The organism is Paenibacillus sp. MAH-35 (assembly GCF_058135425.1).
On the sequence record NZ_JBYUPU010000015.1, the window covers coordinates 16,282 to 29,116 of the forward strand.

The 12,835-nt window shown below is 54.2% G+C and carries 12 protein-coding genes; 2 read left to right on the plus strand and 10 right to left on the minus strand.

What is annotated here, in order from left to right; all coding sequences use genetic code 11:
- Nucleotides 1-625: 625 nt before the first annotated feature.
- Together AC3Y2E_RS17380 and AC3Y2E_RS17385 are read right to left on the minus strand one after the other, a co-directional pair.
- Nucleotides 626-2,863: a YhgE/Pip family protein gene (locus AC3Y2E_RS17380; RefSeq protein WP_379212516.1), complete on the minus strand. Its 2,238-nt coding sequence runs from the start codon at nt 2,861-2,863 to the stop codon at nt 626-628.
- A 142-nt stretch (nt 2,864-3,005) separates the two neighbouring features.
- Nucleotides 3,006-3,581, minus strand: a complete 576-nt coding sequence (locus AC3Y2E_RS17385; protein ID WP_332075260.1) for a TetR/AcrR family transcriptional regulator — start codon at nt 3,579-3,581, stop codon at nt 3,006-3,008.
- 687 nt (nt 3,582-4,268) lie between these two features.
- Here AC3Y2E_RS17385 and AC3Y2E_RS17390 point away from each other — a divergent pair.
- A complete protein-coding gene (locus AC3Y2E_RS17390; protein WP_379212518.1) occupies nt 4,269-4,682 on the plus strand; it encodes a hypothetical protein in 414 nt (137 codons plus the stop codon).
- A 734-nt stretch (nt 4,683-5,416) separates the two neighbouring features.
- Here AC3Y2E_RS17390 and AC3Y2E_RS17395 read toward each other — a convergent pair.
- Nucleotides 5,417-5,695 (minus strand): cold-shock protein, encoded by a 279-nt coding sequence (locus AC3Y2E_RS17395; protein ID WP_379212520.1) that lies wholly within the window; start codon nt 5,693-5,695, stop codon nt 5,417-5,419.
- A gap of 100 nt (nt 5,696-5,795) precedes the next feature.
- Nucleotides 5,796-5,996: a cold-shock protein gene (locus AC3Y2E_RS17400; RefSeq protein WP_040951936.1), complete on the minus strand. Its 201-nt coding sequence runs from the start codon at nt 5,994-5,996 to the stop codon at nt 5,796-5,798.
- Nucleotides 5,997-6,308: 312 nt separating this feature from the next.
- Here AC3Y2E_RS17400 and AC3Y2E_RS17405 point away from each other — a divergent pair, with 312 nt between their 5' ends.
- The gene (locus AC3Y2E_RS17405; protein WP_379212522.1) at nt 6,309-6,605 is read left to right on the plus strand and encodes a hypothetical protein; all 297 of its coding nucleotides are present in this window, start codon (nt 6,309-6,311) and stop codon (nt 6,603-6,605) included.
- Between the two features lie 90 nt (nt 6,606-6,695).
- Here AC3Y2E_RS17405 and AC3Y2E_RS17410 read toward each other — a convergent pair whose 3' ends face one another.
- The 6 genes from AC3Y2E_RS17410 to AC3Y2E_RS17435 all read right to left on the minus strand — a co-directional run bounded on the left by AC3Y2E_RS17410 (nt 6,696) and on the right by AC3Y2E_RS17435 (nt 12,766).
- On the minus strand, nt 6,696-8,390 hold the full coding sequence (locus tag AC3Y2E_RS17410; protein ID WP_379212524.1) for a methyl-accepting chemotaxis protein: 1,695 nt from the start codon (nt 8,388-8,390) through the stop codon (nt 6,696-6,698).
- Nucleotides 8,391-8,678: 288 nt separating this feature from the next.
- Nucleotides 8,679-8,894 carry a DUF2536 family protein gene (locus AC3Y2E_RS17415; RefSeq protein ID WP_379212526.1) on the minus strand — a complete coding sequence of 72 codons (216 nt, stop codon included), beginning with the start codon at nt 8,892-8,894 and terminating at the stop codon, nt 8,679-8,681.
- 36 nt (nt 8,895-8,930) lie between these two features.
- Nucleotides 8,931-9,905: a diaminopimelate dehydrogenase gene (locus AC3Y2E_RS17420; RefSeq protein ID WP_379212528.1), complete on the minus strand. Its 975-nt coding sequence runs from the start codon at nt 9,903-9,905 to the stop codon at nt 8,931-8,933.
- A gap of 188 nt (nt 9,906-10,093) precedes the next feature.
- The gene (locus AC3Y2E_RS17425) at nt 10,094-11,422 is read right to left on the minus strand and encodes a hemolysin family protein (protein WP_379212530.1); all 1,329 of its coding nucleotides are present in this window, start codon (nt 11,420-11,422) and stop codon (nt 10,094-10,096) included.
- A 295-nt stretch (nt 11,423-11,717) separates the two neighbouring features.
- Entirely contained in the window at nt 11,718-12,398 is a 681-nt protein-coding gene (locus AC3Y2E_RS17430) for an LrgB family protein (RefSeq protein WP_379212532.1), read from the minus strand.
- The gene (locus AC3Y2E_RS17435; protein ID WP_379212534.1) at nt 12,395-12,766 is read right to left on the minus strand and encodes a CidA/LrgA family protein; all 372 of its coding nucleotides are present in this window, start codon (nt 12,764-12,766) and stop codon (nt 12,395-12,397) included. Before AC3Y2E_RS17435 ends, AC3Y2E_RS17430 begins: the two co-directional genes overlap by 4 nt.
- Nucleotides 12,767-12,835 lie beyond the last annotated feature (69 nt).

Consider the following 12,835-nt stretch of genomic DNA (forward strand, 5'->3'; position numbering starts at 1 on the left):
GGAGCTTTGGGAGCTTTGGGAGCTTTGGGAGCTTTGGGAGCTTTGGGAGCTTTGGGAGCTTTGGGAGCTTTGGGAGCTTTGGGAGCTTTGGGAGCTTTGGGAGCTTTGGGAGCTTTGGGAGCTTTGGGAGCTTTGGGACAATCGGATATGGCGGAATAGGACCAGGAATCGCTGTGGGAGGGAGTTTTCCGGCAAAAGCGGAAATCCTGCTTCCGTTATTGTGACTATTGGGGGTAAAAGCATCTGTTAGCGGAAGAATCGCTTCCTCTATTCAGGAAAAAAGGCCGAGTTTGTGTTGAAACTCAGAAATAACGGAAGCCTTTCTTCCGTTTTGCCCGTTCTAACCGTTGATACGATCGAATAAAGGAAGTTACTCTTCCGTTTCATTCTCCAATCTCCAATCTCCGCTATCTAATCTCCAATTTCCGCTCTCTCCCCGCTTTGTTTGTTGATCAGGTGCATCTGAACCCTCCAGAACCGCCCCGCTCGCTGAATCCCCTTAACCGATCCTATGAACTTTCTCATGCGCCGAAATGCAAAAAAACTGCCGGAAAGCCTCTAATCAGGCTTAACCGACAGTTTTCGTTTTTGTTGCGAGTTCCTCCGGAACCGCTTCTGCATCCGGTCAGTTAGCAGCAGCCGGGGTTGCAGTCGTCTGCTTGCGGCGCTTCATTCTGCGGTGAGCCGCCGTGAAGTAGGCATACGTCATCGCCGCACACAGTACCGCGAACACGCCGAGCAGCGCCGCCTGCTTCCACATCGAGCCGAAGTCCCCGCTCGAGATGACGTCCTTGAAACCGGCAACCGAATACGTCATCGGCAGCCAAGGCGTTACGTGCTGCAGCCATCCCGGGATCAGCTCCAGCGGGAACGTGCCGGCCGAGCTCGTCAGTTGGAAAATGAGCAGCACGATCGCGATAAACCGGCCCGGATTTTGCATTGTAGCGACCAGAAATTGAATGAGCATCATAAAGGTAATGCTAGTAATAATCGAGAACAGAAGGAACAGCGGAACGCTCTTCACTTCCAGGTTCAAAATAAGCAGCAGCGCCGCATCGGAGATCAGCGCCTGAATCGTGCCGACCAGGGCAAGCGTCAAAGCTTTGCTCCAGAACCAGCTGCGTCCGTTCGCCGGAACGACGGCCGGCTCGCGAACCGAATACACGATCGTCAGCAGCAGCGCCCCTACGTACAAGCCAAGCGACAGGAAATAAGGGGCGAAGCCCGTGCCGTAGTTGGGCACCTCATTAACCTTCTGGACGTCCAGCCCTACCGGTTCGGTGAACAAGTCGTACATCGAGTCGTTTACTTGAAGTCCCGACGTTTTGGCAGCCGCCTCGCCCAGCTTATCGGACAGCTCATGCGAACCGTCATCCAGCTGCAGCAGTCCCGAAGCGACCTGCCGGGCTCCGTTCTCCAGTTGGGTGGAGCCTTCTACGAACGGCCCGATGTTCACAGCCAGCCGGTTCAGACCTTGCTGAAGCTCCGCAGCGCCCCCGGCCAGCTGCCCGGCTCCCGCCGCCAGCTCGGCTCCGCCGTTTTTGGCTTCGGCCAGCTTGGTACCGAACATCGTCATGCCTGCCGTCCACTCGCGGGCGCCGGCCGACAGCTTCTTTCCTCCGGCGGCGAGCTGCTGCCCTCCGGCCTGCGCTTCCTTCAGCTTGCCGTCGAATGTGGCCATGCCGCTCTTCATCTGATCGAGACCGGCGTGCAATTGCTCGGCTCCGCCGCTTAGCTGCTGCTGCGCCGCCTTGGCTTCGGCCAGCCCCGCCGAAAGCTGCTTGCTTGCCGACAGCAGGCTTTGGAAGCCGGCGTCCTGCGCCAGCCGCGGGTCGGCCACGGCGAGCTGCTCGAGGCCCTTCGCCAGCCCGGCCGCGCCTTCCTCCAGCTTCGCAGAGCCTGCAGCCGACTGCGCCAATGCCGCCGCGAGCCGGCCGGACGCCTGCTCCGTCTGCGCAGAGCTTGCCGACAGCTTGCCGCTTGCCTCGGCCAGCTGCATCAGCCCGCCGCTCAGGCTCTCCGAGCCGGAGCGCAGCGATTCCGCGCCTTCGCCGATCGTGGCGGCGCCCGCGCCAAGTTCCTGACGGGCCGCGTCCAGCTTGGCGAGCCCGTCCGCCAGTCCGGCTGCGCCTCCGCCGAGCGCGGCGGCGCCGTTATTAAGCTGGCCGCCTCCCGCCTGGAGCAGGGAGACACCTTCCTTCAGCGCGACCGAACCGCTGACGAGCTTATTCAGATTTTGCTCGATCTGCACCGCTCCGTCCTTCGCTTTCGTCGTGCCTTCGGCGAGCTTGCCTGCGCCGTCGCTCGCCTGGCCGATGCCGTCGACGAGCTGCTCCATTTGTCCGAATACCGTTCTAGCATAAGCTTCCGTCACTTCTTTATTCAGCAGAGCCTTCATCTTCTCTACGGCAGTATTGCCGATTTGCGACGCCAGGAAGTTATAGCTTTCGTTCGGGAGAAATGCCAGCTTCGCCGCCGCAGGATGATCGGACGTGAGCGTCGTCGTTTTCTCCGAGAAATCTTCCGGAATCTCGATCGCCATATAATACGTATTGTTCTTCAGACCGGCGTCCGCTTCTTCCTTCGTTACGAACCGCCAGTCAAACTGCGGGTTTTTCTTCAACTGCCCCTCGAACTCCTGACCGATCTGCAACTGCTTGCCGTTAAACTCGGCGCCCTTGTCGGCATTAACGACAGCAACCGGCAGGTCGCTCAGCCGGCCGTACGGGTCCCAGAACGCTCCAAGAAACATCGCCGTATACAGCACCGGGATCATCAGCACCGCAATAACCGGAATCAACACCCTGCGGTTGCGCATAACGGCGGTCAGTTCTTTGCCGAACTGCTTCCAACTTTTAAACATCGTTCCCCACTCCTATAGCTGAATATATATAGTCGGACGAATTCATCCGTTTCACCCAATAAACCGACGCATTTTCCTCACTTTGTCCAATTGACCATTTTGGTCATTTAGTCATTTTATCGATAAAAAAACGGCATCCGGCTTAGTCCGGAGCCAGTCCTTCCTGTAAGTAAAACCGAAGAAGCTCGGCCACACGCGTTTTGTCCAGCGGGGGGTGCGACTTCTTCCAGTCGGCCGTAAGCGCCATGTACAGCTTCAACATGACGAACGCAGTCATCTCTGGATCGCACGGCTTGATCTCGCCTTTATCGACAGCCGCCTGCACCTGCTGCTGAATGTAGCCGACGACCGCTTTCTCGATCTGGTAGATGCCGTCCTGCGCCATCTGGGTCCCGATCTCCTTCACTTCCTGGGATAGCTTGATCGCCAGCTCATGCTCCTCGCGAAAATCGAGCAGCTGATCGAGCACGAGGTTCAAGTTATCGAAAAACTTGCGGCCCGGATCGACCACCTCCTCGGCGACACGCTTCATCTCCCCGATCAGCCTGTTCATAATTTCCTGAAACAGCTCTTCCTTGTTCGAGAAAAACGTATAAATCGTCCCTTTGCCCACATTGGCGATCTTCGCAACCTGATCCATCGTAGTGCCTTTATAACCGAATAAAGCGAAAGACTTGGCCGCAGCATCGATGATCAATCTTCTCCGGTCAATAGACATCAAACTCACCTCCCGACCGATTGACCAAAATACCATTTTAGTCATTTCGTCAGAAATTATTCTATCACGCTCTTGCGCGGATGGCAAGAGGCACGTTTCAGCCTTTTACCGCCAAAACAGAAATAGCCCCATCTGCGGCACAGCAGACGAAGCTATTTCTTGAGTATTCGATTCACTGGTCTTTCGTCTTTCCTTTCATCCAACATGCTTGGCACGCTTTATTTTTCCAATCCTTTACCTTTCCCGTTCAGAAGATTGTGCTGCAATTCCTTTACAATCCGGTCGGTTGATCAAATTGGTTCACGATTCTCTGAGGTCCCGCATACCGTGACGATTACGGATAAGCTCGTCAGCTTCCCTTGGATTGTAACCGATGCACGATTATGCTTCGCTTACCTTCTTCATTGGACTATCCCCTCTCTGTGTTGTACCCTCATTATACTTGCCTGCACATGTTGTGTAAATATTCTGATTTTTCTGTTATTTAGGTTTTGTCCATGTTTATCTCGGGTTTCCTTAGGCATTCGCCGGAATTTACAATTTTTTAACGTTTTTCTCCTTTTCGTTCGAACGTCCGAACTTGAGTCCCGAATGGCCCAAAAACTTTTTTGCAACTAATCCCCCGCTTAAACGTATGAATAAGAGAGTATGCCTTTTTTGCGAAAAAGAGAAAAGAGGATGCATCATATGAATCCGAAGCAAATCATCATAGCCGGTACAATCGCTATCGTCATATCCATAAGCACTGTCTTTCAAAATGAAGAAGCCAATGCCTCCTTGGGCTTGCCGGGTCAAGCCGATCCTGCCGTCCATACCCGGGATTCCTCGCGTCCGGAGACCGTCGCCTCGCTGCAGCATGTGCTCGGCGGGTTGTCGGACGAGGAGATTCACGACGCCCTGTACAACGGCCGCACGCTGGCCGACCTCGCCGAGGAGCAGCGTGTGGATGTGGAGGACGTCATCGATCTCCAGGTCGCCGAACTATCCCAGCAGCTCACGTCGCGCCTGACCAGCGGCAGCATAACCGCCGAACAGTACGAGACGCATCAGGCCGAGCTGCGCGAGATGATTACAAGAAGCGTGCACGGCTTGTCCGGCTAACCGAGAAACGCCGACCTTCTCCAAGGGGTCGGCGTTTCTCTTGATCGATCAGAACGTTTCATCATCGCACTAGAGTGCAGGGACGGGGCCTCCTTCCTTGTCGAGTCGGCAAGGGGCGCTAATCGTCCGTCGCCGGGCAGCCTCGTTTGGAGCTTCTGCCCTGGTTCAAGCAGGGATGGAACCGAATAAGAGCGGTTCGTGAGGCTGTCGATTCATTGTGTAGAAGTGTTATCAGTCCGTTCCAAGTGAAAAGTTACCTTCTTCTGCTCAAACAGGTTGTCCGGAATCCCTTGATTGAATAAGGATTGTAAGGTAGGGGATTCCAGACAAAACTCGCCAGAAGCTAATCTTTTCCCTTTCCACTTGGTTGTCCACATTGAATCGACAGCCTAGTTCGTACCCTTTATTTTGTCCGAAACCCCGCTGGGACACGGAATAAGAACGGTTTGTGGCTGTTATTATCCGCGAAAAGGGTGCAGACGCGATAAGTTGGTGGAAATAAGGGGTGCAAACCGCCTCTATTCGTGCCAGTCCGCCCAACATGCCCAACATAGAAGATACCAAAGACTCCTATTTTGCTCAGAGCCCGCGTGCATACGTTTTGACGAAGGCGAACATAACCTGCACACAATAACCTGCACCCAAGAATGAGGGGAACGGAAGCAGGCAGGGCTGCTTTGCCAAATGCAAAAAGCCCGACCTCGTGCGGCCGGGCTTCTTCATGAATCTCCATTTTATTTTTTGGATGAATTGGGGCTTGTATTAGCGATCACAGTGATCATCTTTTCGCTTTTCGCCATGGCGGATTGACATTGGGGACAGATCGGCTGATTCGAAAAGGAGAAGTTATCTCGAATCCAACCGTTACACTTTTCGTTCGTACAAGACCATACGAGCGTTAGCTCCTGTGGAATTTCATCCAGCGGCTTTCTGCGTGAATAGTACATGACGTCCCTCTTTTCCCTCTTTTTGTGATCCCTCGCCAGTATGAGAAGCTCCGGTTTACCACTCATTACAGCTCGCTTTGACAAGTCACCGCTTATCGAACTACAGATCGCAATGAAGTAATAAAGCCCCAAACGCAAGGTTCGGGGCTTTATGGGTTCGTGCTTCTTACAGCTTAACTACGTTCTCAGCTTGCGGTCCGCGGTTGCCTTGAACAACGTTGAACTCTACGCGTTGGCCTTCGTCCAGCGATTTGAAGCCGTCGCCAACGATTGCGCTGAAGTGAACGAATACGTCGTTTCCGCCTTCAACTTCGATGAAGCCGAAACCTTTCTCCGCGTTAAACCATTTTACTGTTCCTGTTTGCATATTGAATTACCTCCTAAATAAATTACATGACCTTTATTTTGCTTTAAAATAAAAAATCACATATTGGACAAGGTTATTCACAGAAAATAATAACCCTCTACAATATGTGAGTTCAGGTCAAAATTTCAGTATCTACATCATAGCACATGCGATTTCAAAAAGCAAATCCGATTTATCGCCGCACCCAAACGAATGCAAAAACGACAAATCGTTGGCAGTTGGCAAAATCTATAGACAAAAGCCCGACAATGAAAATATGATGGTACCATACCTAGATTTTACATGACGAATGTCCTACAGGAGGCTACAGCTATGCGTAAAGAACATACCGTTTACTTTAAAATTTTCCGTAAGGACGAAACCAAACTGCTGCGCGGACTTATTTATTTGGAACCCGGTACGCAGCCTACGCTTCAGGATTTCGAACAATGCTTGAAGGCTTGCGGCCACAATGTGCGTATCGAAGATACGGAAAAATTCATTTTTAGAGCGACCGAGGCCGGTGAAGAATATGTGATCGATGTGCTGGAGGATTACGAGAAAACGAACCGGGACCTTCATATTGAAAGCTTGGCCAAAACCTTCATCAAAAACGACATTCCCCTTTAAAGATACAATTGTCCCGGTTCGCCTGCCGGATCTTTCGTGTTAACAATTCAGCCGGCTGAACCGATCGCAGAACGATTTTCCGCAGCCTGCCTACACTTTAAACTTGCCCATCAGCCGCTCGAGCTGCCCCGTCATCCCGTTCATCGCCTCCAAGGACCGCGAGATCTCATCCATCGATGCAAGCTGCTCCTCCGAGGCGGCAGCCGCTTCCTCGATGCCGGAGGCGGATTGTCTGGCGATTCTGGCAATTTCCGTGATGGAGGCGGCGATCTGCTCCGTTCCGGCCGACAATTGCTCGGACGCGGCCGATACTTCCTCGATCTGGGCCGTTACGTCCTTCGTCGAGGCTACGATGCTGGCAAACGTGCGGCCGGCCTGCTCCACCCGATCGACGCTGATGCGGACCTCCTCCATCCCTTGCGTCATCTTGGCCGCTGCGCCTGTCGTAGCCGTCTGCATCCGTTCGATCAGCCCGGTGATCTGCTCCGCCTGCACGCCGGCCTGCTCGGCCAGCTTGCGCACCTCGGCAGCGACGACGGCGAAGCCTTTCCCGTGCTCCCCGGCTCTAGCCGCTTCTATGGCCGCATTCAAGGCCAGCAAATTCGTCTGCGAGGAGATGCCTTTAATTACTGCGGCTATCTGCTCCACTTCCGCGGAGAGCCGGGTCAGCTCACGGATGGCTTCGGATACGTCCGCGATGGACCGGCTCATAACCTCCATCTGGGTGACGGCGGTTTGGACCGAGTCGTTGCCGGCGTCCGCATGCCGTACCATCTCGCCGGAGGCTTCATTTACGTAGGAGGCCGATTCGGCGATTTTCTGAATGCCGGACGCCATCTCTTCCATCGCCCTCGCGCTTTCATCCGCGGCCTGGACCTGAACTTCCGCACCGGAGGCCATGCCTTGCATCGTATCCGTAATATCGGTGGCGGACGCCTTGGTTTGCTCGGCGCTGGCGGCGAGCTGAGCGGAGTAGCCGGCTACTTGCCGGACCGCCTGGTGAATATGTCCGATCAACTCGCGCAAGCTGTCGATCATCCCCTGAACCGAGCCGTTCAGCTTGCCGATCTCGTCTTTCGAGCGCAGCGGATCGGTCTTCGCCTGCAAATCGCCCGACGCCACTTGGGCGGTTACGTCGGCCAGCCTCGTGAGCGGCCTCGTAAACTTGCCGCTGCCGAACCAGACCAAGACGACCAGCACGATTACGCCGAGCAAGCCCGCTGTGATCATGTGGCGGAGAAAGCCGTGCTGCGCCTCCTCGAAGATCCGGTTCGGGATGCCGATGAACAAAATGCCGATGGCCTCTCCTTTTCCGTCCAGGATCGGCTCATAGATCGCCTGATAATCCGCCCCCACAACTTGAGCGAGGCCGAGAAACCTCCCCTTCTCCACTAACGTCTTCTGCCTCACCTCATCCGACACTTTCGTGCCTACCGCCCGCTTGCCGTCTACCGTCACATTCGTCGAGACGCGGGTATCGCCGAGAAATACTGTCACCGCCGCCTCGTTGCCCAACAGCTTGGCAAGCTTGTCGACGAATACGAAGTTGTCGTTCAGCAGCGTATGCCCTTTATATAAACCGCCGTCCTTCTCGCTCCATTCTCCGGGGACGTCCTCCTGCAGCAGCACTTTGCCGATCTCGAGATCCGCTTCGAGCTGCTTGGTCACAATCCCGACCACTTCCCGGTTCATCGAAATCGACGCATAACCCGACAACGCTACGATGCCAAGCGCAACGATGACGGAGTAAATCAGTACAATTTTCCAGCGAATGCTTAGATTCATGGCTGCACCTCTAGTCTCAGAACTGATGGCCTTTGAAGGAATATATACCAAAACACGTTACATGCCCAGGTATTTATTAGGAAATAAGCACGATGTTCGGAGTTTCGACACACAATTCGTTCCGCAAAGCTTCCGCGTAAGAGCAGACCCATTCGGCCAGGCCCCCCATCAGCCGCGGCCGATGGCCTTGCATGACTTGCGCAGCTGCACAAAAAGACGCATGCGCTCCTGCGCATACGTCTCTTGTGCCCCTCTCAGGCCCATCCCGGGTTCCGGGCGGGGCTAGCGCTAGGGCAACTGCTTGACCGCAAAATGCACGACAGCGGTGTACAGCATCTTGTCGGCTTGCGGGTGAAACGTCGCCTGATGCTGAACCGACTTGACGTCCAGCAGCAGCGCCTTGTTATTATGAATCTGCTCCTCGATCTTCCTCTCCAGCGTACGAAGATCGAAAGCTTCGAAAAATTCGATTTTGGTCTCGATCCGTTCCACGATAAAGCTCATGCGCCGCACCTCCCTCCGTTTACCGGCCGAGAAGCTTTACAGCAGCTCTTGGCGAAGCTGAGCCCCCGATTTTGGAGACAAATAGCTGAACGGAATATCGAATACCGTCTTCGCCCCGATAAAGCCTTCCTTCGCATAACGGTGGATCGCTCTCGCGTAAGCGACCAGCACGCTGCCCGTAAATTCGGGGTTGCTGTCCAGCTTCAGGCCGAATTCGATGATCTGCTTGCTGCTCTCGCCGGTTTTGCCGCTGCGGAATACGAGGCCGCCGTGCGGCATCGCCGAATGATTCTGCTTCAGTTCCTCTTCGCTGATGAAGTGAACCCGCGTCTCATAGTCGGCAAAGTAGTTAGGCATCGTCGTAATCTCGCGCTCGATCCGCGCCAAGTCTTCGCCCGGCTCTGCCACGACGAAGCACTCTCTCAGATGTTTCTCCCGGGTGGACAGCTCCGGATTTTCTCCGTCTCTGACCCGCTGGACGGCCTCGTCGCTAGGAATCGTATACTGCACGCCGGCCTTCACGCCCGCTATGCGGCGGATCGCGTCGGAATGTCCTTGGGAAACCCCTTTCCCCCAGAACGTGTAGTCGTTTCCTTCCGGCAAAACCGCTTCGGCGAGCAGCCGGTTCAGCGAGAACAAGCCCGGGTCCCATCCGGTGGAGATGACGCTGGCGTGTCCGCCTTTGCGGGCCGCTCCGTCAACGGCGTCGAAATACTCGGGGATTTTCGCATGGCGGTCGAAGCTGTCTACGGTGTTGAACATGGACGCGAGGAACGGCCCCTGCTCCGGCAAATCCGTAGCGGAACCCCCGCACAAGATCATAACGTCCACTTTCCCGATATAGCTCTCGATCTCGGACATATGAACCATCTGAACGGAAGACTGGATGCCTTCGGGCTGACGTCTTGTGAAGATTGCTACAAGCTCCATATCCGGGTTTTGCACGATCGAACTTTGCACACCGCGGCCCAGATTGCCGTACCCTACAATGCCTACTCTGATCTTTTCCACGAAAATACCTCCATCGTATGTATACCGTATAGGGTTTAAGTATAGCAAACTTGATCCAACTATCAAAAAAAAATTGTCGTTACGCGGCCGTGCCAACATGTGAAAAGCACCGCCCGGGCGTCGTTGGGAACGCTTGGATGGACGGTGCCGGTTCAGCCCTATTTCTCGCTGGCGCTGCGGTGAGACAGCTATTCGGATTCGGTATCGGAGGCGGATTCGACCGCTGCCCGGAGTACATGAACTTTGCTAATCCGCTTCTCGTCGACTTCCTCGACCTTAAAGATCAATCCCTCGTACTCCACGACCGGCCTCTCGTCCTCAAGCGGAATTCGGCCCAGCTGGCCGACTACGAAGCCGCTGACCGTGTCGTAGTCTTCGACCGGCAAATGAACGTTCAGCACGTCCTTCAGCGTCCGCAGACTGAGACTTCCGTTGATGACGTACGTACTGTCGTCCATCTGCTCGAATTCTTTCTCTTCCTCGTCATGCTCGTCGAAGATGTTGCCGACGATCTCCTCGAGCAGATCCTCGATCGTGACAATACCAGCCGTGCCGCCGTACTCGTCGATGACGACCGCCATATGCACCTTGTTTTTCTGCAGCTCCTTAAACAACTCGTCGATCCGTTTGGATGTCGGAATGAAGTAAGGCGTACGAATAATGTCGCGAATGACGAACGTCTCTTCGCTGCCTTCTTCGATATATTTCATGATGTCCTTCACGTGCAGGATGCCTACAATATTATCGATATTGTCTTCGAATATCGGATATCTCGAATATTTCTCGATATTAACCATCCCGGCCACTTCTTTCAGTGACAAATTCAGCGGAAGGCCGGTTACCGAGCTGCGGTGGGTCATAATATCCGAGACCGCCTTGTTGTCGAATTCGAAGATGTTGTTAATCATCATTTTCTCGGTTTCCTGAATCGTCCCGTTCTCGTTGCCGACATCGACCATCATCCGGATTTCTTCTTCCGTCACCTGTTCCTTGTTCTCATGAGGGTCGACCCCCATGAGACGGACGAGCAGATTCGTCGAGTGAGTCAGCAATTTGACGAACGGCGCCGATATTTTCAGCAAAAACGTAAGCGGTGTGACCGCAAACATGGAGATCGATTCCGACTTCTGCATCGCCAGCCGCTTCGGGACGAGCTCGCCCAGGACAAGCGTAAAATAAGACAGAAGCAGTGTAATCAGGATAACCGATATCGTCTCCAGCATGCTTTGCGGCAAAGGGACTCCCGCCGAGTACAAGTACTGCGCCATTCTGCCGGCAAAACTTTCGGCCGCGAAAGCGCTCGCCAAAAATCCGGCTAGCGTAATCCCGATTTGGATAGTGGCCAAGAAACGGCTCGGTTCGCTCAGAAGGCTCTGCAACAGTTTCGCTTTTTTGTGCCCCGCGTCGGCCATCGATCGGATCTTGTTATCGTTCAACGAGATCAAGGCGATCTCCGAGGCTGCAAAAAACGCATTCAGCACAATGAGTACAATAAGAACCAAAATTTCTGTAAACAAGCTGCTCCTCCTCCATCCCGGTAATCAGGTCATTGTCTTTTCCTGCAGCTCCATGAATAGCCGGACGAAAAGTCAATCCCGAGGATAGTAACTTGTTTTCCCGTAAATTTTGATTTTATTATGCAACCCTGCCGACTGAATCCTATCGCCCGCTTCCTCTGGCTCATCGTCCATAATCTCAGTCACCTCCTTGAACCGTCGAAGTATACACCTATTCCTCATTATATGGAATTATGCCTTCGCAGGCAAAAGGCGGTTGATCGGCTTTCGGCAAAAAAGGCGGCAGGCCCGCCGTCTAGCGGAACCATTCAATCATCCACGGGGCGGCGCCCAGCGTAACGAATGCCGTCAGCAGCATAGCGACACCCGCGATCGATCCGGCTGCCGTGCCATACTCCGACGCCCTGCTGATCCCGGCCGAATGAGCGCTTGTCCCGAACAGTATCCCTTGGGCAATCGAGTTCCGGATCCCGCACCATTTTACGATGAGCGGTCCGATCACTAAACCAAGCAGCCCGGTGATAAGCGTTGCTACGGCGGCAATAGTCGGGATGCCGCCGATCAGCCCGGTTATCGACACCGCGATCGGCGTCGTCGCGGAACGGGGAGCGAGGCTGCCGATCAGCTCCGAGGTCAGGCCGAACAGACGGGCCAGTCCCGCCGAGGTGACGATTCCGGTCAACGCCCCGCAGCCGACGCTGACTGCGATGACGAAGGCGTGCTTTTTCAGCAGATCGATATGCTTATACATCGTGACCGCTAATGCGATAGTGGCCGGTTCGACCATGTTCGAGAGCCAGACGCCTCCCTCGTTGTACGTTTGGAACGAAGCTCCGCTAATCGCTAGCAGGCCGATCAGGACGACCGGCGTAAGAAGCAGCGGCGACATATAGATTTTCGGATATTTCTTGTACAGCCGTTTGGCCGCCCAGTAAACCGCGATCGTACAGCCCAACCATAATACCGCGTCCATCATGACGCCTCCCTTTCCTTGCGCGCGGCGATCCGTTCGCCGATATAACCCGAACATATCATGACAGCCGCCGTACTGATTACGATCGTGCCTACAATCCGGAGTCCGCTCGTCATAAACATGCTTTTATAGTTCATAATGCCGACCGTAGCCGGTATAAAAAACAGCAGCATCTGGGCAATCAGCCAGTTGGAGCCCTGCTCGATCCACCCGAGACGGACGATCTTCAGCTTCAGCAGAACAAATAAAAGAACGATCCCCACAATACTTCCCGGTACCGGGATAGGAAGGATCGAAGCGAGAACGTCCGCGATTTGGGCTATGCCTACAAAAAATAAAATTTGAAGCGCGATCCCCGCCATTTTTCTCATGCTGTCCAGCTCCTTTGTAAAAAGTATACAAGATCGCCTTTCATGCGTAAAATCAATATATAGAATGGT

Coding starts and splice junctions, on each gene's coding strand:
- AC3Y2E_RS17385 (WP_332075260.1), bottom strand. CDS start 3,581: ATGTCTATTGACCGGAGAAGATTGATCATCGATGCTGCGGCCAAGTCT.
- AC3Y2E_RS17435 (WP_379212534.1), bottom strand. CDS start 12,766: ATGAGAAAAATGGCGGGGATCGCGCTTCAAATTTTATTTTTTGTAGGC.
- AC3Y2E_RS17380 (WP_379212516.1), bottom strand. CDS start 2,863: ATGTTTAAAAGTTGGAAGCAGTTCGGCAAAGAACTGACCGCCGTTATG.
- AC3Y2E_RS17405 (WP_379212522.1), top strand. CDS start 6,309: ATGCGTAAAGAACATACCGTTTACTTTAAAATTTTCCGTAAGGACGAA.
- AC3Y2E_RS17430 (WP_379212532.1), bottom strand. CDS start 12,398: ATGATGGACGCGGTATTATGGTTGGGCTGTACGATCGCGGTTTACTGG.
- AC3Y2E_RS17415 (WP_379212526.1), bottom strand. CDS start 8,894: ATGAGCTTTATCGTGGAACGGATCGAGACCAAAATCGAATTTTTCGAA.
- AC3Y2E_RS17400 (WP_040951936.1), bottom strand. CDS start 5,996: ATGCAAACAGGAACAGTAAAATGGTTTAACGCGGAGAAAGGTTTCGGC.
- AC3Y2E_RS17390 (WP_379212518.1), top strand. CDS start 4,269: ATGAATCCGAAGCAAATCATCATAGCCGGTACAATCGCTATCGTCATA.
- AC3Y2E_RS17395 (WP_379212520.1), bottom strand. CDS start 5,695: ATGAGTGGTAAACCGGAGCTTCTCATACTGGCGAGGGATCACAAAAAG.
- AC3Y2E_RS17410 (WP_379212524.1), bottom strand. CDS start 8,390: ATGAATCTAAGCATTCGCTGGAAAATTGTACTGATTTACTCCGTCATC.